The organism is Alishewanella sp. HL-SH05, from assembly GCF_052655985.1.
In genome coordinates this window covers 952,241-976,918 of record NZ_CP199753.1, presented here as the reverse complement: position 1 = coordinate 976,918, position 24,678 = coordinate 952,241, and the positions used below count along the sequence as shown (strand labels likewise).

The 24,678-nt window shown below is 46.6% G+C and carries 27 protein-coding genes; 2 read left to right on the top strand and 25 right to left on the bottom strand.

Features of this window, described 5'->3' with window-relative positions:
* Positions 1-21 precede the first annotated feature (21 nt).
* The 6 genes from ACUJFL_RS04440 to ACUJFL_RS04415 form a co-directional block, all read right to left on the bottom strand.
* Complete coding sequence (locus ACUJFL_RS04440) at positions 22-768, bottom strand: TIGR04219 family outer membrane beta-barrel protein (protein ID WP_445428597.1); 747 nt, start codon at positions 766-768, stop codon at positions 22-24.
* Between the two features lie 4 nt (positions 769-772).
* Positions 773-1,750: a DUF2333 family protein gene (locus ACUJFL_RS04435; protein ID WP_306177107.1), complete on the bottom strand. Its 978-nt coding sequence runs from the start codon at positions 1,748-1,750 to the stop codon at positions 773-775.
* 8 nt (positions 1,751-1,758) lie between these two features.
* Positions 1,759-2,193, bottom strand: coding sequence for a copper chaperone PCu(A)C (locus ACUJFL_RS04430; protein WP_226749530.1), 435 nt, complete (start codon positions 2,191-2,193; stop codon positions 1,759-1,761).
* A gap of 49 nt (positions 2,194-2,242) precedes the next feature.
* Positions 2,243-2,419, bottom strand: coding sequence for a hypothetical protein (locus ACUJFL_RS04425; protein WP_236128752.1), 177 nt, complete (start codon positions 2,417-2,419; stop codon positions 2,243-2,245).
* A 250-nt stretch (positions 2,420-2,669) separates the two neighbouring features.
* Entirely contained in the window at positions 2,670-3,644 is a 975-nt protein-coding gene (dusA, locus tag ACUJFL_RS04420) for a tRNA dihydrouridine(20/20a) synthase DusA (RefSeq protein ID WP_306177108.1), read from the bottom strand.
* Positions 3,645-3,670: 26 nt separating this feature from the next.
* A complete protein-coding gene (locus ACUJFL_RS04415; protein ID WP_445428596.1) occupies positions 3,671-3,901 on the bottom strand; it encodes a DUF2798 domain-containing protein in 231 nt (76 codons plus the stop codon).
* A 187-nt stretch (positions 3,902-4,088) separates the two neighbouring features.
* Between ACUJFL_RS04415 and ACUJFL_RS04410 the strand changes: the two genes are divergently transcribed.
* The gene (locus ACUJFL_RS04410; RefSeq protein WP_226749526.1) at positions 4,089-4,526 is read left to right on the top strand and encodes a transcriptional repressor; all 438 of its coding nucleotides are present in this window, start codon (positions 4,089-4,091) and stop codon (positions 4,524-4,526) included.
* Between the two features lie 99 nt (positions 4,527-4,625).
* Positions 4,626-5,090, top strand: a complete 465-nt coding sequence (locus ACUJFL_RS04405) for a chemotaxis protein CheX (RefSeq protein ID WP_226749525.1) — start codon at positions 4,626-4,628, stop codon at positions 5,088-5,090.
* Between the two features lie 27 nt (positions 5,091-5,117).
* Here ACUJFL_RS04405 and alr read toward each other — a convergent pair whose 3' ends face one another.
* The 19 genes from alr to mutL all read right to left on the bottom strand — a co-directional run bounded on the left by alr (position 5,118) and on the right by mutL (position 24,677).
* Positions 5,118-6,206 carry an alanine racemase gene (alr, locus tag ACUJFL_RS04400; protein ID WP_226749524.1) on the bottom strand — a complete coding sequence of 363 codons (1,089 nt, stop codon included), beginning with the start codon at positions 6,204-6,206 and terminating at the stop codon, positions 5,118-5,120.
* Positions 6,206-7,591: a replicative DNA helicase gene (gene dnaB, locus ACUJFL_RS04395; RefSeq protein ID WP_226749954.1), complete on the bottom strand. Its 1,386-nt coding sequence runs from the start codon at positions 7,589-7,591 to the stop codon at positions 6,206-6,208. Before dnaB ends, alr begins: the two co-directional genes overlap by 1 nt.
* Before the next feature lie 186 nt (positions 7,592-7,777).
* Positions 7,778-8,230 carry a 50S ribosomal protein L9 gene (rplI, locus tag ACUJFL_RS04390; protein ID WP_226749523.1) on the bottom strand — a complete coding sequence of 151 codons (453 nt, stop codon included), beginning with the start codon at positions 8,228-8,230 and terminating at the stop codon, positions 7,778-7,780.
* A gap of 18 nt (positions 8,231-8,248) precedes the next feature.
* Positions 8,249-8,476: a 30S ribosomal protein S18 gene (gene rpsR / locus ACUJFL_RS04385; RefSeq protein ID WP_008218940.1), complete on the bottom strand. Its 228-nt coding sequence runs from the start codon at positions 8,474-8,476 to the stop codon at positions 8,249-8,251.
* A gap of 11 nt (positions 8,477-8,487) precedes the next feature.
* Complete coding sequence (gene priB, locus ACUJFL_RS04380) at positions 8,488-8,793, bottom strand: primosomal replication protein N (RefSeq protein ID WP_226749522.1); 306 nt, start codon at positions 8,791-8,793, stop codon at positions 8,488-8,490.
* Between the two features lie 7 nt (positions 8,794-8,800).
* A complete protein-coding gene (rpsF, locus tag ACUJFL_RS04375; RefSeq protein ID WP_226749521.1) occupies positions 8,801-9,178 on the bottom strand; it encodes a 30S ribosomal protein S6 in 378 nt (125 codons plus the stop codon).
* 203 nt (positions 9,179-9,381) lie between these two features.
* Entirely contained in the window at positions 9,382-9,765 is a 384-nt protein-coding gene (locus ACUJFL_RS04370) for a hypothetical protein (protein ID WP_445428595.1), read from the bottom strand.
* A complete protein-coding gene (locus tag ACUJFL_RS04365; RefSeq protein ID WP_445428594.1) occupies positions 9,762-11,426 on the bottom strand; it encodes a S41 family peptidase in 1,665 nt (554 codons plus the stop codon). The genes ACUJFL_RS04370 and ACUJFL_RS04365 overlap by 4 nt, the downstream gene beginning before the upstream one ends.
* A gap of 124 nt (positions 11,427-11,550) precedes the next feature.
* On the bottom strand, positions 11,551-12,285 hold the full coding sequence (gene rlmB / locus ACUJFL_RS04360; protein WP_229585316.1) for a 23S rRNA (guanosine(2251)-2'-O)-methyltransferase RlmB: 735 nt from the start codon (positions 12,283-12,285) through the stop codon (positions 11,551-11,553).
* 31 nt (positions 12,286-12,316) lie between these two features.
* The gene (gene rnr / locus ACUJFL_RS04355) at positions 12,317-14,659 is read right to left on the bottom strand and encodes a ribonuclease R (RefSeq protein WP_445428593.1); all 2,343 of its coding nucleotides are present in this window, start codon (positions 14,657-14,659) and stop codon (positions 12,317-12,319) included.
* 67 nt (positions 14,660-14,726) lie between these two features.
* Entirely contained in the window at positions 14,727-15,347 is a 621-nt protein-coding gene (locus ACUJFL_RS04350) for a tetratricopeptide repeat protein (protein ID WP_445428592.1), read from the bottom strand.
* A 197-nt stretch (positions 15,348-15,544) separates the two neighbouring features.
* A complete protein-coding gene (locus tag ACUJFL_RS04345) occupies positions 15,545-16,840 on the bottom strand; it encodes an adenylosuccinate synthase (protein WP_226749515.1) in 1,296 nt (431 codons plus the stop codon).
* Positions 16,841-16,954: 114 nt separating this feature from the next.
* Positions 16,955-18,118 carry an aminotransferase class V-fold PLP-dependent enzyme gene (locus ACUJFL_RS04340; RefSeq protein WP_445428591.1) on the bottom strand — a complete coding sequence of 388 codons (1,164 nt, stop codon included), beginning with the start codon at positions 18,116-18,118 and terminating at the stop codon, positions 16,955-16,957.
* A 105-nt stretch (positions 18,119-18,223) separates the two neighbouring features.
* Complete coding sequence (gene hflC / locus ACUJFL_RS04335; RefSeq protein WP_226749513.1) at positions 18,224-19,105, bottom strand: protease modulator HflC; 882 nt, start codon at positions 19,103-19,105, stop codon at positions 18,224-18,226.
* Between the two features lie 6 nt (positions 19,106-19,111).
* Positions 19,112-20,269 (bottom strand): FtsH protease activity modulator HflK, encoded by a 1,158-nt coding sequence (gene hflK / locus ACUJFL_RS04330; RefSeq protein ID WP_445428590.1) that lies wholly within the window; start codon positions 20,267-20,269, stop codon positions 19,112-19,114.
* 54 nt (positions 20,270-20,323) lie between these two features.
* On the bottom strand, positions 20,324-21,604 hold the full coding sequence (hflX, locus tag ACUJFL_RS04325) for a ribosome rescue GTPase HflX (protein WP_226749511.1): 1,281 nt from the start codon (positions 21,602-21,604) through the stop codon (positions 20,324-20,326).
* An 18-nt stretch (positions 21,605-21,622) separates the two neighbouring features.
* Positions 21,623-21,880: an RNA chaperone Hfq gene (gene hfq / locus ACUJFL_RS04320; RefSeq protein WP_226749510.1), complete on the bottom strand. Its 258-nt coding sequence runs from the start codon at positions 21,878-21,880 to the stop codon at positions 21,623-21,625.
* A 90-nt stretch (positions 21,881-21,970) separates the two neighbouring features.
* Positions 21,971-22,900, bottom strand: a complete 930-nt coding sequence (gene miaA, locus ACUJFL_RS04315; RefSeq protein WP_445428589.1) for a tRNA (adenosine(37)-N6)-dimethylallyltransferase MiaA — start codon at positions 22,898-22,900, stop codon at positions 21,971-21,973.
* The gene (gene mutL, locus ACUJFL_RS04310) at positions 22,890-24,677 is read right to left on the bottom strand and encodes a DNA mismatch repair endonuclease MutL (RefSeq protein ID WP_445428588.1); all 1,788 of its coding nucleotides are present in this window, start codon (positions 24,675-24,677) and stop codon (positions 22,890-22,892) included. Before mutL ends, miaA begins: the two co-directional genes overlap by 11 nt.
* Position 24,678 lies beyond the last annotated feature (1 nt).

The window sequence follows — 24,678 nt, the reverse complement described above, 5'->3', positions numbered from 1 at the left end:
AGAATACTTAGGCTTTTTTAACTAAAAGTGCAATTCTACGCCGGCAAAAGCGCCTTTAAATTGTAAATCGGCGTACAAATCATCGATATCATCCAAGCGTAAATCGACTGTGCGATAACCCACTTTCAAGCGCAGATCTATCAGCAGATTGTCAACCAGCTGGTAGCCAATTCCCGCTTGAGCATCATATAAATGACTGTCTTGCCAGCGCGTAGCATTCGCCGTTGCAAATACATCTAACCCCGTACCGAGGATGCCAATACGCGTATCGACATACAGCATCGGCACAACTTGGTTAATATCTTGGATCGTTCCAACGGAAGCTGAACGGGCTACGGCATAGCCTTTTAAATGTTTCGCAGTGACACCTAAATCTAGGGTGATTAAGCCATTATCTAACACTTCATAGTAAAAGACATAATCCGTACTGCTGAGATCCAGCTCAGTGGCTAGGTTAGTACCTTGAATGTAATTGACGCCACCAAAAGTAAAAGTGCTATTGAGCAGTGTATTACCTTGTGTTTCTAAGGTTTGATATTGAATACGCAAATTAGGCAGTAGCGGCAACGGGTGCTCTAACGCCAAGTAAAAAGATTGCTGAGATGCATCTTCAAAGTTAAAGGCCTGTGTTTGCTCAGAATTAGCGAAACCACCATTCACTTGAGTTTGCCAGTAATCGGCACCGGCATAGAGACCTAATACGGTATCTGCTTGCACTGTCGTGCTGAGCAACAACAAAGAACCTAATACACCCATACACTTTTTCATTTTACTATCCTTGTATTAACAACTCTGATAAATCAATTAATGCCGCATTAGCGCGTGAAATATAATTAGCCATCACTAAACTATGATTGGCCAGCACCCCAAAACCACTCCCGTTTAACACCATAGGGCTCCAAATCGGTTGCTGTGTCGCTTCCAGTTCGCGAATAATTTGCTGCAAACTGACCATGGCATTACGACGTTCTAATACATCAGCAAAATCAACCTCAATCGCCCGCAGGTATTGTAATAACGCCCAGGTCGCACCACGGGCTTCGTAAAATTCATCATCCAATTTCCACCAACTGGTTTTTAACCACTGTTTTTCGGGGGTCGTTGTAGATTGACGTGCGGCAGCATCACCCGCTAAATCCGTATTTAAACGCTCTTGCCCTACACTTGCGCTTAAGCGTTGCGAATAACTGCCCAAGCGCTTTTCAACGTTTTTTAGCCAGTCGCGTAAATTATCCGCGCGAGCATAAAACTGGCTATCGTTCTGTTTTGGATCCATTAAAGCTTGCCGATACATATAAAACTGTTCAATTGCTTTACGGTATTCTGATTCGGCGCTGGGTAACATCCAGCTTTGATGATCAATATTTAATTGAGGCTGCGCCACTTTAAGAAATGCATTTTCGGCCGATTGGGATTGCGAACGGCTGAAATCTTTCCGCAACGCTAGCGCTAGATCACGTGACATTTCTAGTACACCAAATTCCCATGCTGGCATATTGTCTAGCAAGCTAAAAGGCGGTAAGACATCATTTGCCATATAACCGCCCGGCTTGTTTAACAGCGTTTCACTCACTTGAATTAAAGCGGTAGTGGTACTGTAGCCAGCAACACGCTGCTGCTCAGTACTCATGCTGTTTGTTGCAGTAGCGGGTAACACCATGGCAGGCTCTCGACTGACCCACCAACTGAGCATCCAAAACAACAATAACAAGATAATGGCAGACCAACTGCCAATCATAGATTTATTCATGGTTTCTCCTATCGGCGTGGCATGGCCACTAACGGGAATGCAAACTGTAACTGACTACCGTCTTTAAATTGAAGAGTGACCGGTACCGTTTCACCAATCACCAGCGGTTGCGTTGGCGTAAACATCATCATATGCAAACCGCCTGGGGCAAAAATCAAGCGCGCACCGGCATCGACTTCAATGCTAGCTACTTCAACCATGCGCATCATGCCATCTTGTTCGATATGTTGGTGTAGTTCAATTACCTCAAAAGCGGGACTACTGGCAGAGACTAACTCAATGGATTTTGTTGAGTCATTTTGCAATTGAAAGTAACCTGCCGTTACCGTGCGACCGGGCAAGGGCGCACGCACTTCTGCTTGGGTTAACTGCAGTTCAGCTGCACTTAATGCCGCACTGGCTAAACACAAAGCACTGCAACACATAAAGAAAAAATATCGCATCTTACTGATCCTTGCTGGTTTGACCTGCCTTTATCTTACACCAAAACCACTATAGCGACAGTGTAAATCCGGTTTTGATCCGTGCAGCTTGCTCAATCGTTGGCGTTTTTTTGCGACGAGGCTTGCTAAAGCGCCACACCACTAAAGCCGGTAACATGCCTAAAATAAAGCCAAGTAACGGCATAAGGTAAATCAACAGCAGAGTATCATGTTGAAATAACATCATTTGCCACCTGCCTTATGATTAAACAGGCGGTTTAACGGATTTAAGAATGGCATAGACGGCTCCTTGCTTAAGCATCATCCTAGAATCAGGAACATGCCTAAGTTGTTTCAAGTGCCATGCCAGTAAACAGAAAAAAACATAAGACTATGAATTATATATAAAAAAATAAAGTCAGCGAAATACTAAGGTGATTACTCGATAGCTGAAAATAAAAAAAGTGGCGAAAATCACCACTTTTTTAAGATTTAGCTTACTCAGGTACTTTGGCCAAAGCCGCTTCAAGTAAGGTTGGAGTCGCGCTGCTGAGATGGCCTTGCTCACTGAGTAAACGTCGCCACTGACGTGCTCCCGGTAAGCCCTGAAATAGCCCGAGCATATGCCTAGCGATATGCCAAAACCGCGCACCTTGCTGCATTTGCTGCTCTATATAAGGTAACATCTGCCGCACGAGTTGATGCTGTGAAAGTACTGGATGCGCATCGCCATATAGCTGCGCATCCACTTCGCTCAACATGTAAGGGTTAGTGTAGGCTTCTCGCCCAATCATCACACCATCAAGTTGTTTTAAATGTGTCGCGGCTTCAGCTAAAGTTTTAATACCGCCGTTAATACTGATATCTAAAGCCGGGAAATCCTGTTTTAACTGATAAACTCGACCATAATTAAGCGGTGGAACTTCACGATTCTCTTTTGGGCTTAAGCCCTTTAACCACGCTTTACGCGCATGGATAACAAACTGCTGACACCCCGCATCCGCCACAATTTGCACAAAATCTTGTAAAAATTGATATTCATCTGAATCATCAATACCAATACGTGTTTTTACTGTAATAGGAATCGCAACCTGATCTTGCATGGCTTTCACACAATCAGCTACTAGTTGTGGCTGTGCCATAAGACAGGCGCCAAACATACCGTTTTGCACGCGATCTGATGGGCAACCAACATTAATATTGATTGCATCATAACCACGCTGTTCCGCCAGTTTAGCGCAAGTGGCCATATCTTTTGGAACAGAGCCGCCTAATTGCAATACCAACGGATGTTCTTGTTCGTTATAGCCAAGGTAATCGCCTTTACCGTGAATAATGGCACCGGTAGTGACCATTTCGGTGTACAGCACTGCATGCTGGCTCATTAAACGATGAAAATAACGACAATGCTGATCGGTCCAATCGAGCATGGGGGCAACAGAGAGTCGTTGCGGTAACAGTTTTAGCGTCAAAGCAGGAAGTCCTCTTAACAGCGCAATTAGGCATGTACCAAATAGCTAGTGAGTTTTTTCACCATAGGCATTACCAATAACAAGGTAGGAAAAGCAATTACCCAAGACAAACCCCAAGCGGATAACCAACCTGTAAAGGTAAATGCAGACCATCCCAGAGTACTTAGCGTACTCACCAAGGACACAATACAGGTCATCATAATAGATAATAACAAGGGCATAACCAGCCCTGCCGTTTTCGCGGGTAATCGAGGCATAAGATTTTTATTTATCTCTACAAAAGAGTGAGTGACTCACCAATAAAACTGCCGGTAATGATACCAAAAACCTAAGCAGAAAGCAGTTGTTGTCAGCAAGCTTATGACATTAGCTAACAACATGCGCAAGCTGGCAGTGTGCAAGCAATATGGTACACTGCCAACAGAAATGGAGTGGAGACTAAGTATGTCAACTGAGAGTTTAGTGTCACGAGCCAAAGCCATCTGTGTGCAAAATGGCGCGCGCTTTACCGCGATCCGGGAAAAGGTCTTTCGTTTAATGGCCGAAAACCAAGGTGGCCAAGGTGCTTATGATTTATTAGAGCAGTTAAAACAAAGTGAACCCGCCGCGAAACCGGCAACTATCTATCGCGCTTTAGAGTTTCTGACAGAACAAGGTTTTATCCACAAAATTGAATCTAGCAACGCCTTCATGTTGTGTCATCATTTTGAAAAACACCACCCTGCACAGTTACTGATTTGCGAAGTGTGTGGCAATGTTACCGAATTGCATTCTAGCGCTTTGCAAACCGAATTTAGCCGTCAAGCGGCCTTGCAAGGATTTGATATTCACCATCAAACCATTGAAGCAAGAGGTAAGTGTCGGAATTGCCGTGAAAATTAAGTATCTTGCGAGCAATCATGCTTGTATTACACTAAAAAAACTTCTAGGCTTAGTATTGCGTGTTAGGCGAACGCTTGTATAAACCCCAAAGGCATTTACATGAATGTTGAATACGTAAACCCATTTTTGTCCTCTTTGGTCAATGTGTTATCGACAATGGCCAATACCAAAATTGTGCCTGGACAGCCTCGCATTAAAAAGAATGAAATTGCAAATGGCGATGTCTCTGGTTTAATTGGCATGGTTGGCCCCACCATGAAGGGGTCTTTTTCGGTTAGCTTTGATGAGTCGTTAGCCATTGAAATTATGTTTCGGATGCTAGGCGAGCGGCCAACAAAAATAGATGCCGATGTTACTGATATGGTCGGTGAGATCACGAACATGGTTACCGGCGGCGCTAAGCGAATGTTAGGTGAAAAAGGCTACGAATTTACCATGGCAACACCGATTGTTGTTTCTGGCAAAAGCCACACTATTACTCATCGCTGCGATGGCCCAACGATCTTAATGCCGTTCACTTCAGACTTTGGCAAAGTACATATTGAAGTGACCTTTGATAAATAGCTCGAACGCTAAAACGGCTGGGCTCTATCAGCCGTTATCACCTAAATACTGATACTGCACGCGTGGCGTAATATTACACAGCAATTCATAAGCGATAGTCTCTGCCTGAGCAGCCACTCGTTCTATCGCTAGTTCGGGCCCCCACAACACTGCTTCATCACCAATCTTATCTTTGCAGAAATGACCTAAATCAACGGTAATCATATCCATCGATACCCTACCTGCTAAAGGCACTTCACGGCCATTTAGCCACACCGGCGTGCCATTGGCCGCATGCCGGGGATAACCATCACCATAACCCACCGCGATCACGCCGATAAAAGTATCTGTTTTTGCTCGCCAAAGCCCAGCATAACCGACAGTGTCACCTGCCTTAACCTTACGGATAGCAATTAAACGGCTACTTAAACGCATCACAGGCTGCAATTGATGATCCGCCCCCTGTTTACCAACAAAAGGTGAAATACCATGCAGCATTAAGCCGGGTCTAACCCATTGGCCATGCGTGGCAGGCCAGGCTAAAATTGCCGCAGAATTGGCTAAACTGTGTTGCTCGGCTTTATCGGCACACAGCTGTTGAAATAATGCGAGCTGCTTCGAAGTGGTTGCTGAATCAAGTTCATCAGCGCAACTAAAATGACTCATCAAACGAATGCCGGGCAACACGTTAGAGCATTGCCACAATCGCCGATACACATTATCAACTTCAGCTGGGTCAATGCCCAAACGGTGCATACCCGTATCAATTTTCAGCCAAACCTTTAATTGGCCTTCTAACGGGGTCTGCTCTAAGGCTTGCAGTTGCAGCTCGTTATGAACAATGGTTTGCAGGTTATTGGCTAATAATAAGGGTAACTCTGCCGCCTCGTAAAACCCTTCTAACAACACTATGGGTTTAACAATACCCGCGGTTCGCAAAGCGAGTGCCTCATCAATGCGCGCTACGGCAAAAGCATCAGCGGCAGTCAGTTTTTGTGCCACCTTCACTAAACCATGACCATAGGCATTGGCTTTTAATACTGCGAGCACCTGACTGTCTGGCGCTAATTGCTTCACTCGCTGTAAATTCTGTTGTAACGCCAGCAGATCGATCTGCGCAACAGGACGCCGACTCATTAATACTCGTCCTCAAAACGAGCACTGCCGGCATAATTATCAAAGCGCGAGTAATGGCCATGAAAGGTTAAGCGTACTTTGCCGATGGGGCCATTCCGCTGTTTACCGATGATGATTTCCGCCAAACCTTTATCTTGGCTTTCATCGTTGTACACTTCATCTCGGTAAATAAACATAATCAAGTCGGCATCTTGCTCAATAGAGCCCGATTCACGTAGGTCTGAGTTTACCGGTCTTTTATCTGCCCGCTGCTCTAACGAGCGGTTCAACTGCGACAAGGCCACCACCGGCACTTTTAATTCTTTGGCCAGCGCTTTTAATGAACGAGAGATTTCAGCAATTTCTAAGGTGCGGTTTTCTGACATACCTGGCACCGTCATTAACTGCAGATAGTCGACCATGATCATACTCAGGCCACCGTGCTCTCGGGCAATGCGTCGTGCCCGCGAACGCACTTCTGTTGGGGTTAAACCTGATGCATCATCAATATACATTTTGCCTTTGCTGTTGAGTAACTCAATGGCGGATGATAAGCGTGCCCAATCTTCATCTTCTAATTGGCCGGTGCGTACCTTAGTTTGATTGATCCGGCCCAACGAGGCCAACATCCGCATCATGATTTGGTCGGCGGGCATCTCTAAGCTGAAAATTAAGACTGGCTTATCACTGGTAATCGCAGCATGTTCACACAGGTTCATCGCAAAGGTGGTTTTACCCATCGATGGACGTGCCGCCACGATAATTAAATCGGAAGGCTGCAAACCATTGGTCATTTTATCTAAATCGGTGTAACCCGAAGAAAGCCCCGTCACACCCGTTTGCGGGCTACGGTATAAAGCATCGATTTTATCAATGGTCTTCGCCAAAATATTATTAATTGGCTCTGGACCTTCATTAGCGTTGGCGCGTTGCTCGGCAATTTTAAACACTTTGGTTTCGGCAAAGTCGAGCAATTCGGCACTGGTACGCCCTTGCGTATCATAGCCGGCATCGGCAATATCATGCGCTACTGAGATCATGTCGCGCACCACAGCACGCTCACGGACGATCTCCGCATAGGCCATAATGTTGGCGGCACTGGGCGTGTTTTTAGCTATTTCGCCCAAGTAGGCAAAACCACCAATATCATCTAATTGTTGATTGGCTTCTAAGGCTTCTGAAACAGTAATTAAGTCTATCGGCTGATTAGCTTCAGCTAAGCGTGACATCGCACTGAAAATAAAACGGTGCGAGCGTAAATAGAAGTCTTGCTCCACCACTTTTTCTGAGACGCGATCCCAGGCTTCATTGTCTAACATCATGCCACCAAGCACAGACTGTTCAGCTTCAATAGAATGCGGCGGCATCTTAATGGCGGCGACTTGCTTATCTTTTACGTTACTCATAGGGTGTTCAAACTGCCGAGGGGAAATAACGGAATACTGTCTGTCATGCTAACCTGCAGCGCGCAGAAGTCAAAGTAAAGTCTGAAAAAATCTTAGGGTAATGCGAGGTGTGATGCAGAGTAAAATAGTAAGCAGGAACGTGGAGTAGAGGAAAGCACACCGCCGCAGGGCAGTGTGCTTAATGCCTTAGGCTTCAGCGATCACAACAACTTTGATTGTTGCGATAACTTCAGCGTGTAACTGCAGATCGATTTCGAACTCGCCAGTTTCACGTAAAGTACCGTTTGGTAATTTAACTTCAGCTTTAGAAACAGCAACACCGGCTTCAGTGATCGCATCAGCGATATCACGAGTACCAATAGAACCGAACAGCTTGCCTTCGTCACCCGCTTTAGAAGCGATAGTCACTTCTGCCAGCTCAGTGATTTTTGCTGCACGCTCAGTTGCCGCAGCTAAATCAGTAGCTAACTTAGCTTCTAATTCAGCACGACGTGCTTCAAATTTCTCAATGTTAGCCTGAGTTGCTGGCACTGCTTTACCCTGTGGGAATAAGAAGTTGCGAGCATAACCAGACTTAACAGTTACATTGTCACCTAAACCACCAAGGTTCGAGACTTTGTCTAACAAAATAATTTGCATTGTCTATACCCCTCTGTATTAGCTGTGTGAGTCGCTGTATGGTAACAGGGCCAGGTAACGCGCACGCTTGATAGCGCGAGCTAACTGACGCTGATATTTAGCGCTAGTGCCAGTAATACGGCTAGGTACGATCTTGCCGCTTTCAGTAACGTAGTTCTTCAGAACGGCGGTATCTTTGTAATCAATCTCTACAGTGCCTTCTGCAGAAAAACGGCAGAATTTACGGCGACGGAAAAAACGTGACATTTGTCTGTCTCCTAACTTAATTGTTCAATCTGTTGCGCATGCAGGACCAGTTTAGCCTGACCACTGCGATTCTGATGTCGGTTTAAAAAACCTGCCACCCGAACCTGATTGCCCAACGTCAAATGCTGAGCTTGTTGCTGTAACACGGTACCGCTAAGAACAACCTGCATTCGCACATAAGCTTGCCGGTTTAACCCCGACTCTTGTTGCATACTGCGGTGTTCTAAGGTTAATACAGTGTGCGGAATACCCGCCGGACTCTCACTGCGTTCAGGGTGCCGACATATGGCGCCACTAAGCACAAAGTAATTGTCCATTAACAACTTACTCGTCGTTTGCTACTTGCTCTTCAGATTCACGAGGAGCACGATCACGGCGCTCATCACGTACCTTTGCCATTGGTGATGGCTCGATTACTGCACCATTAGTGCGCATAACCAGGTTACGTAAAACAGCGTCGTTGTAGCGGAAGTTAGTTTCCAGCTCATCGATCACAGTCTGTGGTGCTTCCACGTTCATTAACACATAGTGTGCTTTATGTAACTTTTGGATTGGGTAAGCCAGTTGACGACGGCCCCAATCTTCAAGACGGTGGATAGTACCGCCAGCTTCTTTGATCGAACCAGTGTAACGTTCAATCATACCAGGCACTTGTTCACTCTGATCAGGGTGAACCATAAAAACGATTTCGTAATGACGCATTGTAGCTCCTTACGGTTAGTAAGCCTCGGGGGAACTCGGCCGGGTTCTCATAAAGGCAAGGAACGTGGGTTGAATGGCCGAAGGTCGCGTATTTTACGGAGTTAGCGCATAAATAACAAGCACTGATATGAGCATGACCAAAATACTTCAGAAAAACCCCGTTCGCAGTCGCCGCTCGGGGTTATTTCAAAGGTCAAAACCGATTAAAGCGTGTGTACGGGTAGCACTTTACAACGTGCCGCAGTGAGCAAAGCGCTGTTACCCGAAGCGGGATGTTGGATCAGGCAGCCTCGTGCTGACTTCAGTAAAACAAACCGATAAGCCGGCAGTGCATGCCGGCCATCTAAAGGGTTACCCTTGGCATCTAAGGGCATCCGCTGGCTAATATACAGCTCAGCTTGCTGCATAAAGACATCATCGGCCAGTATCACTGAGTGCCCCCCCACGATGCCGGTAATAAAGGCTGACAGCTGTTGTTTCAAAGCAGCATCAACAGCCTCTAGTACCGCTGGCTCACCCGCTTGACTTAACTGGCAACCACTTAACATTAGCGCTAAAGATGTACCGGTTAACAGCCGGAGTTTCACGGTTGTTGCTCCGCAGGTGCCAGCTCAGTAATCACTTTGTTGTGCAAGATAACATCACGATAGCGAGGATCTAACAGCGGCATACCACCGCTCAAAGAGGCTTCGCCAGTAGCCGATTGTACGTTGCTTGTCGCACTGGCTTGGCCTACGGCCAACGGTGGACAACTGTTATTTTGAGCATAATATAACGCCGCAGAAAATAAGCGTTCACTGGGATCGCCCAGCGGTTTACTGAAATCATCATTCAAAGCACAGCCTTTCACGTCGGCCGCAAACACTGGGTTATTTTTAGGAATGAATCCATCCGCATATTCGCCAAAGCCTTGCGCATTGACGCCGGTAAACTGAATAGTAAAGTAGGTTGTACCGCAGTTATCTGTTGGATAAAAACCGTAAGGCTTACCACAGGTCTTATTACCGACCAAGATCACCTCAACATTAATGCCCCGCAAACCGTTGATCAGCGCTTCACTAGCAGAGCAAGTGTTACCGGTACTTAAAATAAATACCCGGCTTAAATTTAAAGAAGGCAAGTCGGTGTTAGTCAGTCGATTACCTTCGTAATCGATTACTTTAGAATAAAACGGGATTGGCGCTAAGCTCGCCCCCGTGATCGGATTCGTATTGGGATACTTATCATTAAAGATAGTTCGTTCAAAAAACTGGTTTTGAATAATCGCAGGCCCCGTGACCATATAGCCAAGCTGTGAAGCTAAAGCTAACAAACCACCGCCGTTGTAGCGTAGGTCAATGACCAAATCTTTGACGTTAGCACTAGCAAATTGCTGTACCGCACTGATCAACTGCGACTGAGCAGGTGCGATATGCGTATTAAACTGCATATAACCCACTTTACCGGTTGGTGTGTCTAGTACCGCCACATTTTGTACCGCCGAAGTACTGACATTCGCCGAGCTCATGCTGACCGTTTTACGAGTGCCATCGACCGCAGTAAACACAAAGTTAAAGGTTAAACCCGTTTCTGATGGAAAAAGCGCGCGGTTGAGTAAATCGACCCCGGCTTCAGAATTATCATTCACAAAGTCAACACCATTGATACTGACCAATTGATCACCGCGCGCTAAGCCGGCGTTTCGCGCCGGAGAATTGGGCTCGGTATAAGCAATGGTGATAGAGCGAGGTGGGCTATTTCGGCCAAAAGACCATTTAATACCGTAACCTGCGGTCACGCCCGCTTGGGTTTGTTGTTGATATTCAGCGGTGACTTCGGTGAAATGAAAATTGTCTTTAGGGGATCCCGAATCGGTCAATTGCTCGGTTCTGAGCAAGTCGAAATAGTTAGCGACCGAAAAAGGCGCAGGATCACGATCCGCGACTTCTCGATACCATAAATAACTGTTATTGGTCCAAGAACGCAGCCACATTTTTTCATGCATGCTGCTACCCGCGCGATCGGGATAGGCTTCGTTACTGAACGGATCAATACCGCTTCGAGGTGTCTGGCAATAGTTTTTTAAGGTGCTTTCAGCAGGATATTGACCCGCGATCCACGTGGGTGGGGTAACACCGCTGCCGCCGCCTGAGCCAGAACCGCCACCGCTGGTAGGAGTTGAACTACCACCGCCTCCGCCGCCACAAGCCGTTAAACTTAAAGCAGCGCAAGACATCAGTATAGCTGTTGCAATAATTTTGCGATCCATAAACGAACCCTCGATTTAGCACCATAAAACCGGCAAAGATAAATTTACCAAAACTTAACATGGCTATTTAGCGTTATCAAGTGTGTTTACGCTAAGTGAGGGCGCTAGGATCGGCTAAGCCCGGTTATTGAGCACGTTGACGTACCGCTTCAAATAAACAAATACCCGTCGCAACCGAAACATTTAAGCTAGAAACACTGCCAAACATCGGAATTTTTACCAATACATCACAGGTTTCCCGCGTTAAACGGCGCAGTCCCTCACCCTCAGCGCCTAAAACTAAGGCTAATGGCCCTTGCAAATCAGCTTGATAGACTAAGGTTTCTGTTTCGCCAGCCGTACCCACCACCCATACCCCAGCTTCTTGCAGTTGACGTAAGGTACGCGCTAAGTTAGTCACAGTAATAAAAGGCACGCTTTCAGCGGCGCCGCAGGCCACTTTTCGCACCACTGAGGTGAGCTTAACAGAGCGATCTTTAGGCGCAATCACCGCATGCACACCTGCGGCATCAGCACTGCGCAAAATAGCGCCTAAATTGTGTGGATCGGTGACACCGTCTAACACTAATAAAAACGGTTTAGTTTGGCTCTCTAACAAGGCGGCCAGATCAGCTTCATTGCCACCACTGCTTAAACGCGCTTTAGCCACAATACCTTGATGCTGACCACCCGTCATATCATCTAAAGTGCGGCGATTGCAGAACTGGATAGAAATGCCTGCTTGCCGCGCTTGTTGCAACAACGGTTGCATTCTTTTGTCTTCGCGATCTTTTAACGCGAAAATTTCTAATACATCGGCTGGCGAACGTTCTAATATCGCGCTAACCGCGTGAAAACCAAATACAACATCATTACTCATGTTTATCGTCACTCATCTAGCCTTACGGCCTTTATTTCTTTTTGGCACGCCGTGGCTTTTTCGCCGCCGTGGCTTTGGCTTTTACGGTTTTTTTCGCGGCCGCCGCTTTAGGCTTTTTCGCTTTGCTACCGGTGTTTTGCATTTTCGCTTCAAAGGCAGCATTACGGCTGGCTTTCACTTTACGACCTGACACCTTCGTATGCTCAACGCCCACCATGGCTAAATCAATTTTTCGCGCTTCAAGGTTAACGGCAACCACTTTCACTTGCACCAGATCGCCCATACGATAACTGACACCAGAGTGTTCACCGGTTAAGACTTGGCGCTCTGCATCAAACCGATAGTAATCGTTGTTTAACGACGTAACATGCACCAAACCTTCGATATACAAATCGCTTAAGCGCACAAATAAACCAAAGTTAGTGACCGTTGATACCACACCGGCAAACTCACTGCCTAAGTGATCTTGCATGTATTCACACTTAAGCCAATCGGCGACTTCACGCGTTGCATCATCCGCACGGCGTTCTGTCATCGAGCATTGCTCACCTAAGGGCGCAATTTCTTTCTCAGTGTAGGCTTTTGGCCCCGTCACAGGTTGTTGCTGTTTCGCTAATAACGCCTTAATGGCGCGATGCAATACCAGATCCGGGTAACGGCGTATCGGTGAAGTGAAGTGCGCATACGCTTCCAGCGCTAACCCAAAGTGACCTTGGTTATCCCCTTGATAAACAGCTTGCTTCATCGAACGCAGCATCGTCATTTCGATCAACTCGCGATCGGGACGATCAGCTAACGCGGCTAAGGTGGTGGTTAACTCTAATGGCGTGGGTTCAGCTGATAAATTGGCTTCGATACCCAATTCGGCTAAAAAGCGCCGGAAATTAGCAAAACGATCACTATCGGGGCGTTCATGTACGCGGAATAACGCATGCGCTTCATGCTTTTCAATAAAGCGGGCAGACGCCACGTTCGCCATGATCATACATTCTTCAATAATCTTGTGCGCTTCGTTACGATGCACCGGCACAATCTGTTCAATCTTGCGATGGCTATTAAAGATAAAGCGCGTTTCAACCGTTTCGAATTCAATAGCACCTCGCTGTGCACGAACTTTAGCAAGCTTTTTATACAAGCTGTACAGCGTTTCTAAATTGGTCAGTTGCTCAGCATATTCCTGCCTTAACTTGGCATCGCCCTGTAAAATGGCGTGTACTTTGTTATAAGTAAACCGCGCCGCTGAATGCATGACCGCTTCATAAAATTGGTAGCTTTCCAATTTACCTTGACTGCTAATTTGCATTTCACAGACTAAGCACAGTCGATCAGTATGCGGGTTCAGTGAACACAAACCATTTGAAAGTGCTTCTGGTAACATCGGCACCACATGGTCAGGGAAATACACCGAGTTACCACGCTCTAAGGCACTGTGATCAAGTGCGGTACCAAATTTCACATAGGCACTGACATCGGCAATGGCAACCCAAAGCGTCCAGCCGCCATTATCTTTGGCTTTGGCATAAACCGCGTCATCAAAATCACGAGCATCTTCACCATCAATCGTCACCAAAGGCAGTGCCGTTAAATCAACACGCCCTTGCTTAGCGGCAGCAGGCACTTCTTCGCCATATTCCGCCACTTGGGCTAATACTGCGTCAGAGAAAACATGCGGAATTTGATGATTACGAATAGCGACTTCGATTTCCATACCCGGCGCCATATGCTCGCCCAGTACTTCAATTACGCGACCCGTTGCACTAACCCGTTTCGAGGGCCGCTGGCTAATTTCAACCAAGACAACTTGGCCATGTCGTGCCGCGCCCTGCTGGCCATCAGGAATAATGATATCCTGACAGATCCTTGCATCATCGGGTACCACCACACAGATGGCAGAATCTTTGTAATAGCGGCCAACAATGGGCTCGCTGCGGGGCTCAAGCACACGTACCACGCGCGCTTCCACTTTATCTTTGCTTTTGATGGTGGTGGCCGTCGCCAACACCAAGTCACCGGGGATCACCCGCTGCATTTCATGAAAAGGCAGATACCAATCAGGGCCGCCTTGTTCTAATTTGATAAAACCAAAACCGTCACGGTGACCAATCACCGTGCCTTTGACCAAATCCATGTGTTCAACCAAGCCATAACGCTTGCTCTTAGTGAACAACAATTGACCATCACGCTCCATCGCCCGTAAACGCTTTTTCAGGGCAAAAATGGCATCATCATCCGTTAAGGCTAATTCAGAGACGAGTTCTTCAAAGTAGGCAGGTTGTTGCCGTTTCTCAATATGCTCGAGAATAAATTCACGGCTGGGGATAGGGTTCTCGTATTTTTCTTGCTCACGCGCAAGATGCGGATCATTTACCGTCATTAATTAAACTTAGTTTTCCTTTTAATACTATTCAGTGTAACAGCTTGGCAAGAAAATAGGATGAATTTCATTTGACAGGCCGTTCGGCATTCGCAACCACTCTGGCAGGCATTTTTTCTGCCAGACGTTGCTTTAACTTAGTTAGTTTAGCATGAACCGCAGGATCTGCGGTAATAGCATGATGTAACCAGCGATAACTCTGCTCAAAATCGGTAGGGCTACCCTGCCCTGCGACCAAGATTTCAGCTAAACGGATCTTGGCATTAAGATTGCCCACCGCAGCGGCTTCGCGCAAATAAATAATCGCTTTGTTTAGGTCTTTTTGCACAAAGCGGCCAATATGATAATAACGGCCAATTTGCTCTAAACCTTCTGGTAAGCCTTGTGCCGCAGCTTGTAACATAAAATCCCAGCCCCGCTCTACATCGCGCGGCACACAAACGCCGTAGGCTAACATGTCACCAAATAAAAACTGGTAAGATGGCAATTTCATAATATCGGCGCGGGCTTCAATATCGCGCACGAGCTGGCAATCATCGGCTTTCACCCGTTGTAAATGCGCATTACGCTTTATCAGCGTTAATAACTCATCTTGTGAATACAATTCGACTGCTTGCAACTCTTGTGCTTGAGCCGTGGTGCTCAGTAATAAGCCCACCAACAGTGTTCCAATCAATAACTTATGCATAGTGTCAATTAACCGTAATAGAGGCGGCAAAAATGCCTAAATGCTAATTATTAAGCAAAAATTAGACCAGCTCATAAAATCACCACCCTATGCAGCCTAGTACATCGCAAAAAATGCCATGTCAAAGCGACAGGGGCTGAGCGGCGAGCAAAAAAAACGCTACTCTAAGGTAGCGTTCTTCAATGCAAAACCAAGGTTTAATTGAAGGGATGCTTCAGTACGATAGTTTGCACGCGATCCGGACCCGTTGAAATAATATCAATTGGCACACCGGTCAACTCTTCTAAGCGCGCAATGTAGTTACGGGCAGCTTGCGGTAATGCCGATAACTGCTGTACACCAAAGGTGCTTTCTGACCAGCCAGGCATTTCTTCTAATACCGGCGTTACCTGCTCATAACCTTCAGCAGCATAAGGAGGTGTTTGTAACACTGAACCATCGGGTTGGCGATAGCCGACACAGATTTTCACGGTTTCAAGGCCATCCATCACATCCAGCTTGGTTAAACAGAAACCTGAAATACTGTTTAACTGAACTGCACGGCGCACAGCAACGGCATCAAACCAACCACAACGACGTTTACGACCTGTAGTCGCACCAAACTCGTGGCCTTTAACACCAAGGTGTTCGCCGATGGCACAATCTAACTCGGTTGGGAACGGACCTGAACCCACACGTGTCGTGTAAGCTTTCACAATACCCAGAACATAATCTAAGTAACGTGGGCCAAAACCACAACCCGTAGCAACACCGCCCGCCGTAGTATTAGAGGAAGTGACATAGGGATAAGTACCGTGATCAATATCTAATAAAGTGCCTTGAGCACCTTCAAACATGATCTCATCACCATTTTTGCGCGCTTGATCTAATAACTCAGTCACATCAACAACCAGCGATTTTAATAAATCAGCCATGGCTAAGGCGTTATCTAAGGTGGTTTGATAATCAACCGCATCAACTTTGTAATATTCGGTCAGCGTAAAGTTATGCAGATCCATCACTGTTTTCAGCTTTTCAGCAAACAAAGTAGGATTGAACAAGTCACCGACTCGTAAACCGCGACGGGCAACTTTATCTTCGTAAGCTGGGCCAATACCGCGACCTGTAGTACCGATAGGTTTATCGCCACGCGCAACTTCGCGCGCCACATCTAAGGCAACATGAAATGGCAGAATAAGAGGACAAGCTTCACTGATTAACAAGCGCTCTTTAACCGGAACACCACGCTGCTCTAGCATGGTCATCTCTTTTAAAAAGGCTTCTGGCGATAACACCACACCATTACCAATGACACATTTTACGTTACTACGTAAAATACCTGACGGGATAAGATGTAATACAGTTTTTTCACCGTCTATCACCAAGGTATGACCGGCATTGTGGCCGCCCTGATAACGCACCACATAACTGGCTTTATCGGTTAATAAATCAACAATCTTACCTTTACCTTCGTCACCCCATTGAGTGCCGAGCACAACGACGTTTTTGGCCATGGTTCCCACATCACACAAAAAATTAGGCGTGGATTTTAGCAAATTGACTGACAAGTTTCAGCCGTCCAGACGAAAAAAGGCCAAATTTTTATTTGGCCTAAATAACTTGTTTATTTACAGTGCTTTAAGGCATGACAAATCAAACTGCTCGAGATTTTGATACAAGGCAAAACCAAAACGTAGCCGATCCCCACGAAAATCTGTTTCAATTTTGTGCTGTTTTAGCAAACCTGCCAGCTCTGCTACCTGACTACTGCTGCCTAATCGAAATGTAAAAAAGTGGCCATGATGCGCCTGATTGTGCATAAGCAAGTGCTCACGGTTTAATAGCGGATGCTGTAACTGATCTAGCAACTGTAAGAAGCCCTGCTGTAATTGCTGCACATAACGATGCATGCGTCCTACCGTAATACCTTGCTGCTTATAAAGCAGTAGCGCCGCTTCTAATCGGTACAAGGCCGTAAAGTCCATCGTGGCACCGGCAAAGCGATAACCATCTTCACTGTATAACACCAACGCCGATTTGGCGGCGGCTAAGGTGCCAAACTCGGCAAACCAACCGGTATAAAGCGGTCGTTGTTCACTGCCCGCAGGCACTGCCATAAAACAGCACCCCTCACCACCTTGCGCATATTTATAACTGCCTGAAATATAAAAAATCCGCTCAGCAATCGTAGATAAGTCTGTCGGCAAAGCCATAAAGCCGTGATAACCATCAATTGCAATCATCGCCTCAGTAACGGCAGCCAATTGCTTTACAAAGTGGCTCAAATCAGCAATCGCATAACCTGAATTAAAGAAGACCTGACTGCAAAACACCATATCGTGGCCACCTTTTGCGGCCGCCTCAATAAAGCGCTGCTCAAAGCTGGCAAAAGGTTCAGTGGCAATCACCTCGACTTCAACACTCTCCCACTCGGCTAAACGTTTAACTTGCCGTTGAAAGCTATAAAACTCGCTGTCAGTAGTCAGAATTTTTAAGGGTTTTTGCCAATCGAAACAACTGAGTAAACGCATCACTAATTCATGGGTGTTAGGTGCAAACACTAGTTGTTCGGGCAAGGGTAAATTCAGTACATCGGCAATTAATTGCTGGGTATGCGGGATCTTGGTACCAAAAATGTAATGCCATTTTTGGTCAACTAAGCGGGCACTGTCATCCCAATAAGCGAGGGTTGCAGCGCGGGTCACATCAGGCCAGTAATGATGTGAATGACAGGCAAAATGTTGAGTACCTTGGTTCGCTTGTAAAAAACGCGAAAAAAACTGTTGATACATAATTGACCCCTAACGTGTTTAAACGCGCTGCCGCTTTAGTTGAACAAAAGGCCCTTTCGGGCCTTTAAATGTTACGCAATATGTGTGGCTAAAGTAGCAAAGCCATTAGTTTTGCGGCTCTTCAGTACGCATGTATTTGAAGAACTCGTTATCTGGTTGCACAACCAGGATATCGCTCTTCGAATTAAAGCTATTCCGATAAGCCTCTAAACTACGTACAAAAGAATAGAACTCGGCATTCTTGTTGTACATATCTGCATAGACCTTCGCTGCGACTGCATCGCCTTCACCTCGCACTGAACGAGAATTACGTTCTGCATCCGCGATCATAACCGTGACACGCGCATCGACATCAGCACGAATGATTTCAGCTTGCTCACGACCACGAGCACGGTGCTCATCGGCTACCGCTTTACGCTCAGCGCGCATTCGCGCAAAGATCGAATCGCTGATTTCAGTGGGTAAGTTAATTTGCTTAACTCGCACATCGATGACTTCAATGCCTAATTCATTTGCTGCTTGCGCGGCTTGTGATAGTGCACTTTGCATTAACTGGGTACGTTCACCTGAAACGATCTCTTGGATCGTTCTGGCACCGAACTCAGTACGTAAGCCGTTATTGATGTACTGTTTTAACAACACTTCAGCTTGAGACTTTATGCCACCCGTAGATAAGAAATAAGCACCAAAATCTTTGATACGCCATTTCACATAGCTATCAACTAATAAGTCTTTTTTCTCTGCGGTAACAAAACGGTCAGCCTGATCATCCAAGGTTTGGATACGCGAATCTAACAACCGCACCACTTGAATAAAAGGAATTTTGAACTGTAAACCCGGTTCATAAACGCGCACCTGGTTTTCAGCATCACGTTGGATCTTACCGAATTGAATCACGATCGCACGCTCACCTTCAGGCACGACAAACAGCGCTGAAGTGGCAACGATACCAAGCACGACGGCAATAGCAATAATAAAATTCTTCATTGGCGCTTATCTCCCACTTCCGGTTCGAGGCGAACTAGCGCGACTGGTTTCAGGGAACACTGGCGCGGTCGACACATCTTGGCTATTGCGCGCAGGTAATGGCGTCACGGCTTTACCTTGCGTTGCAGCTGCACCTTGATTTATCAACTTATCTAGCGGCAGATACATCAGGTTGTTGCTGTTTTTAACATCAACCAAAATTTTAGAGGTATTCGAGTACACGTATTCCATGGTCTCTAAATACATCCGATCACGTGTAACCTTAGGTGCAGCGAGATACTGAGGCAGTAATTGTTCAAAGCGTGACACTTCACCTTGAGCCCGTAACACGATTTGTTGCTTGTATGCTTCAGCTTCTTGCATCACCCGATTGACCTGACCACGAGCACGCGGTTCAATCTCACGAGCATAAGCGGTTGCTTCTTGCACAAAACGTTCTTGATCTTCTTGCGCTTTAATTGCGTCATCGAAGGCGTCACGCACTTCTTCTGGCGGTCTTGCATCGCGGAAGTTAACATCTACTAAGGTCAAACCCATGTTGTAAGGGTTGATGATGCTTTCTAACTCGATCCGCGTATCTTGTCGAACTACTTCACGACCACGTGTTAACACATCATCCATAATAGAATGACCGATAACAAAACGTAGCGCCGCATCGGTGGCCTCGCGCAAACTACTGTCGGCATCAACCACAGAAAACAAGTATTGGCGAGCATTGAAGATACGATATTGCACTTCAAAGGTCACTCGAACCAAATTTTGGTCTTGCGTTAACATAAAGCCATCTGCACGTAATGAACGTACTTCTTGAGTGTTCACTGGTGTTACAGTATCAATAAAAGTAGGTTTCCAGTGAATACCCGCACCCACTTCTTCATGATATTGGCCGAAGCGTAAAATCACACCACGTTCTGCATCTTTAATGGTGTAAAAACCACTTAAAGCCCAAACCGCAATCGCAACAATTAACACCACTATCATCAAGATAGAGCTGCCACCGCTACCTGCGTTGCCAGAGCCACCGCCTTTACCACCAAAAACTCCGCCTAGTTTTTTACCTAAATTGCGGAATACTTCATCTAAATCGGGCGGGCCTTGATCACGACCACCTTGCTTCCAAGGGTCGTTATTCTTGCCGTTATTGCCCGGCTCGTTCCAAGCCATGCTTAACTCCATTACCGTAAGTTGTCATTAAGGGTTAATGTATCAAAAAAGTGTCTAGCTGACGATATAGTTTTCGAGTTGCTGCTCACTTTGTTTTAACAAACGAGCCCACTGTGCTGCCGACAGCTGAATTTTTAACTGGCAACGGCCATCACTCAAAAAGGTTTCCTCTAACACAGCTTGCAGTTGATAAAGCCGTGCTCGCCAATTACCCGCCTCTGGCGGTAATAATAAGGTTAATTGCAAATGTTGTTGCGACAATAACATCGCTAAAGCTTGCTCAAGTAAGTCGAGCCCCACGCCGGCTAATGCCGATAGATAAACGGCAACCGGTAAACCGTCATCGTTGTATTCTATACGGGGCTGCTGGCCTAATTGGTCAATTTTGTTGAAAACCAATAACTGTGGCACATCTGCTGCGTCAATTTCTTGCAACACCAATTGAACCTGACGCATATTTTCGTCGCGCCGAGCGTCTGCCGCATCAATCACGTGCAATTGAATATCGGCATCCCGTGTTTCTTGTAAGGTTGATTTAAACGCAGCTACCAGATCATGCGGTAAATGGCGGATAAATCCTACTGTGTCAGCCAGAATCGCTTCACCAAAATTCGGCAAGTTAATTTTACGTAAGGTAGGATCCAGTGTCGCAAAAAGTTGATCAGCAGCATACACACTGGCACTGGTTAGCCGATTAAACAGCGTCGACTTACCGGCATTGGTGTAACCTACAATCGACAGCACAGGTTGTTCAGAACGTTGTCTAGCACGCCGCCCTTGCTCCCGCTGCCGAGACATTTTTTGCAAACGCTGTTTTAACGCTTTAACCCGCTCACGCAATAAGCGTCGATCGCTTTCAAGCTGCGTTTCACCCGGCCCGCGTAAACCAATACCCCCCTTTTGCCGTTCGTTGTCAAAACCACGGATCAGACGCGAGGCAAGATGCTGTAACTGGGCCAGTTCGACTTGCAGCTTACCTTCGTAAGTGCGAGCCCGCTGCGCAAAAATATCGAGGATCAAGCTGGTGCGATCAATTACCCGAACCTGACAATGTCTTTCTAGGTTGCGAGTTTGGCCAGGCGACAGCTCGTGATTAAAAATCACCACAGTGGCCGCGAGTTCTTCTACCAGCGCAGCCAATTCATCTGCTTTGCCGGTGCCAATAAAAAACTTTGCATCTGGCGCAGGCCGATTGCTTGAGAGGATTTGCAAGGTGGCAACGCCCGCAGACGACACCAACATCTGCAATTCTTGCAAATCTTCGGTTGACGCTTCCTGCGGAAAATTAACGTGCACTAATACGGCTTGTTCTGCAAGCTCAGAGAGTTCAAACAAGCGCTGCTACTCCGCTAATTATTCCGTTTCCTCGTCGTCATCACCTTGGCTACCGTGAGCAACCATAGTGTTAACCGCACGAGCAGGTACAACGGTAGAAATAGCGTGTTTATACACCATCTGACTTACCGTGTTTTTCAGCAAAATGACGAATTGGTCAAATGATTCAACCTGACCCTGTAATTTAATCCCATTCACCAAATAAATTGATACAGGAATACGTTCCCGTCTTAAGGTGTTCAAAAATGGGTCTTGTAAAGATTGCCCCTTTGCCATGTCGCGCTTTCCTTTTTTATTAATTAGGCTTTATATTGGTATTATTATTTTTATTTCAAGTTGTTAAACCTGAAATATTTGCTGCCTCTGTTAGCTTAGCGAAGAAATGACAGCTTGCAAGTTTTCCTCAAGTTTCACTTCACTTTTTAACCAATGTAATTCAGGCCAACTGCGCAGCCAAGTTAATTGGCGCTTCGCTAATTGCCGCGTTGCAGCAATGCCTTGAGCTTCCATCTCCTGATAAGTAAGCTTTCCAGCGATATAATCCCACATTTGCCGATAACCAACACATCTTATTGATGGTAAATCAGCGTGTAAATCTTTGCGCTGTGTTAACGCACGCACTTCTTGCTCAAAACCTTGCGCTAACATTTGCTCGAAGCGTAATGCTATACGTTGATGTAATAACGCACGATCGGTTGGCGCAATGGCAAATTGGTGCACTTTATACGGAAAAGGTTCAGGTTTTTCTGCAGTTAATTCCGTTAAGCTGCGCCCGGTTAAGCGATAAACTTCTAAAGCACGATTAATCCGCTGTGGATCATTCGGATGGATCCGTTGTGCGGCTTCAGGATCCACGGCTGCGAGCTGTTGATGCAAATAAGCCCAGCCATGCTCGGCCGCTTCGGCTTCCAGTTTAGCACGAATGGCCTTGTCCGCAGCGGGTAGCTCGGAAATCCCTTGGAGTAAGGCTTTAAAATACAACATTGTACCGCCGACTAAAATCGGCACATTGCCACGCTGCTGGATCTGCGCAATCAACTGTAACGCATCAGCACGAAAATCGGCTGCAGAATAACTTTCTGCCGGATCGCGAATATCTAACAAAAAATGTGGGGCTTGCGCCAACTCTGCAGCGGTGGGCTTAGCCGTGCCAATATCCATGCCGCGATAGACTAAAGCGCTGTCTACGCTAATCAGCTCTGCGTTAACCAGCTGTTGCTTTAAAGCGATAGCTAAAGCGGTTTTGCCCGACGCTGTGGGGCCCATTAAACAAATCACCGGTAAATCAGTGGGCATCGTTAGCCTTCCGTATTTGCAGCGTTGCCGCATCAAAACTGAGCGCCAGCGCCCGGCGTTGCGCTTTGCTCAGTGCTGCAGGATACACACCTAACAATAAATCGGCTTGTAAAAAGCCTTGGCGCAACAACACATCGAGTAATCCTTCGGCTAAGCCGTCAGTTTGCACAGTAATTAGTGTAGACAAAAACTCACCGAACCATTGGCCTATTGCCGTGTGTCTTAGCCAAATGGGCACTGCGCGAATAATCACCGTGCGATCTTTTAACAGTAAATCGAAACCTAAAGCCGACAAGTTGTCAGCCGCCGCGAGCAAGGGTTCAAATTCAGCCGACGCCACGGTTAAGCGCACCGGTAATAATAATGGGGCACTTTGTACCTTTAACTGCCACTGAATAGCAATACTGGCGGGCAAATCAACCATAAATAATTGCTCAGCCTCCTGACAAAGTGCAAACCGATTCTCTAACAAAAAGTAATGCGGTGTAGGGCTGGCAACTTGCTCAGTCGCGGCTTGCAACGTTGCTGCCTGATAATTGATTTGCGCTTGCACTGAAGCCACAGCAGGTTTAGCAGCTACGCTGTCGTGAACAGCACGCGCCGTAACACGGCCTTGTTGCGGCTGATATAACGGCGCTTTCGTATATCCCGTCGCAGCATGTCGCGTGGCATAAGCTGCTTGTGCCGCTGCTGAGTTTGGCTGCGGCGATGCGACCTGCGTTTGCGAAGTAGTCATGCTAGGTGATTCAGCCGCTAAAGCAGATTTAGGCTCGCTGTCTTGCCCTTGCGTTAAGGCATCGGCTAAAGCACTCACCACAAAATCATGCACCAAACGTGCTTGATGAAAACGGACTTCGTGTTTAGCGGGGTGCACATTGACATCCACGTCGTTAGCCGGCAGCTCTAGATAAAGTACAAAAGCCGGTTGTAGTTCAGCGGCTAACCAGTCACCGTAGGCTTGTCGGATCGCATGATTTAACAATTTATCGCGCATCATACGACCATTCACATAACTGTATTGGCCGCTACTGACCGCTTGGCAGGCCATCGCCGGTAAAATCCAACCACTGAGTTTGATCTCACCATATTGATTTTCAATCCACAGTGCTTGCTCAGCAAAGTTACGACCACAGATCAGCGCTAAGCGTTTTTGCTTGGCCGCAGCCGTATCAGCAACCGGTAAACGACGCACCACTTGGCCGTTATGGCTCAGTTGCCATGCCACATCAAAACGACTTAAGGCTAAGCGTTTGATTAACTCATCAATATGCGTAAATTCGGTTTTATCGCTTCTTAAAAAACGCCGACGAGCTGGGGTGTTAAAAAATAAATCAACCACGTCGATGCTCGTACCATCGGGATGGGCGGCAGGTCGCAATTCTACTGCCATATCGCGGCCTTCAGCACTGGCTTGCCAAGCAGCGGCTTGCTGCGCCGGTTTTGATGTGAGGGTTAAACGCGCCACTGAACTGATACTGGCTAGCGCTTCACCGCGAAAGCCTAAACTCTCAATCTGTTCCAGATCCGCTAAGCTGCTAATTTTACTGGTGGCATGCCGACTTAGCGCCAACACTAATTCCCCTTCAGCGATGCCCACACCATTATCGCGGATCCGGATCAGCTTGCTGCCACCCTTTTCTAATTCAATATCAATTTGAGTAGCTTGCGCATCCAAACTGTTTTCAACCAATTCTTTTACGACGGAGGCGGGGCGCTCCACCACCTCACCAGCCGCAATTTGGTTAGCTAATTGCGCGGGTAATAATTGAATGGGCATA

Excerpts from the sequence above, each read along its gene's own strand:
- ACUJFL_RS04440 (WP_445428597.1), bottom strand. The coding sequence starts at position 768 with ATGAAAAAGTGTATGGGTGTATTAGGTTCTTTGTTGTTGCTCAGCACG.
- ACUJFL_RS04435 (WP_306177107.1), bottom strand. The coding sequence starts at position 1,750 with ATGAATAAATCTATGATTGGCAGTTGGTCTGCCATTATCTTGTTATTG.
- ACUJFL_RS04430 (WP_226749530.1), bottom strand. The coding sequence starts at position 2,193 with ATGCGATATTTTTTCTTTATGTGTTGCAGTGCTTTGTGTTTAGCCAGT.
- ACUJFL_RS04425 (WP_236128752.1), bottom strand. The coding sequence starts at position 2,419 with ATGATGTTATTTCAACATGATACTCTGCTGTTGATTTACCTTATGCCG.
- ACUJFL_RS04415 (WP_445428596.1), bottom strand. The coding sequence starts at position 3,901 with ATGCCTCGATTACCCGCGAAAACGGCAGGGCTGGTTATGCCCTTGTTA.
- ACUJFL_RS04410 (WP_226749526.1), top strand. The coding sequence starts at position 4,089 with ATGTCAACTGAGAGTTTAGTGTCACGAGCCAAAGCCATCTGTGTGCAA.
- ACUJFL_RS04405 (WP_226749525.1), top strand. The coding sequence starts at position 4,626 with ATGAATGTTGAATACGTAAACCCATTTTTGTCCTCTTTGGTCAATGTG.
- alr (WP_226749524.1), bottom strand. The coding sequence starts at position 6,206 with ATGAGTCGGCGTCCTGTTGCGCAGATCGATCTGCTGGCGTTACAACAG.
- dnaB (WP_226749954.1), bottom strand. The coding sequence starts at position 7,591 with ATGAGTAACGTAAAAGATAAGCAAGTCGCCGCCATTAAGATGCCGCCG.
- rplI (WP_226749523.1), bottom strand. The coding sequence starts at position 8,230 with ATGCAAATTATTTTGTTAGACAAAGTCTCGAACCTTGGTGGTTTAGGT.
- rpsR (WP_008218940.1), bottom strand. The coding sequence starts at position 8,476 with ATGTCACGTTTTTTCCGTCGCCGTAAATTCTGCCGTTTTTCTGCAGAA.
- priB (WP_226749522.1), bottom strand. The coding sequence starts at position 8,793 with ATGGACAATTACTTTGTGCTTAGTGGCGCCATATGTCGGCACCCTGAA.
- rpsF (WP_226749521.1), bottom strand. The coding sequence starts at position 9,178 with ATGCGTCATTACGAAATCGTTTTTATGGTTCACCCTGATCAGAGTGAA.
- ACUJFL_RS04365 (WP_445428594.1), bottom strand. The coding sequence starts at position 11,426 with ATGGATCGCAAAATTATTGCAACAGCTATACTGATGTCTTGCGCTGCT.
- rlmB (WP_229585316.1), bottom strand. The coding sequence starts at position 12,285 with ATGAGTAATGATGTTGTATTTGGTTTTCACGCGGTTAGCGCGATATTA.
- rnr (WP_445428593.1), bottom strand. The coding sequence starts at position 14,659 with ATGACGGTAAATGATCCGCATCTTGCGCGTGAGCAAGAAAAATACGAG.
- ACUJFL_RS04350 (WP_445428592.1), bottom strand. The coding sequence starts at position 15,347 with ATGCATAAGTTATTGATTGGAACACTGTTGGTGGGCTTATTACTGAGC.
- ACUJFL_RS04345 (WP_226749515.1), bottom strand. The coding sequence starts at position 16,840 with ATGGCCAAAAACGTCGTTGTGCTCGGCACTCAATGGGGTGACGAAGGT.
- ACUJFL_RS04340 (WP_445428591.1), bottom strand. The coding sequence starts at position 18,118 with ATGTATCAACAGTTTTTTTCGCGTTTTTTACAAGCGAACCAAGGTACT.
- hflC (WP_226749513.1), bottom strand. The coding sequence starts at position 19,105 with ATGAAGAATTTTATTATTGCTATTGCCGTCGTGCTTGGTATCGTTGCC.
- hflK (WP_445428590.1), bottom strand. The coding sequence starts at position 20,269 with ATGGCTTGGAACGAGCCGGGCAATAACGGCAAGAATAACGACCCTTGG.
- hfq (WP_226749510.1), bottom strand. The coding sequence starts at position 21,880 with ATGGCAAAGGGGCAATCTTTACAAGACCCATTTTTGAACACCTTAAGA.
- miaA (WP_445428589.1), bottom strand. The coding sequence starts at position 22,900 with ATGCCCACTGATTTACCGGTGATTTGTTTAATGGGCCCCACAGCGTCG.
- mutL (WP_445428588.1), bottom strand. The coding sequence starts at position 24,677 with ATGCCCATTCAATTATTACCCGCGCAATTAGCTAACCAAATTGCGGCT.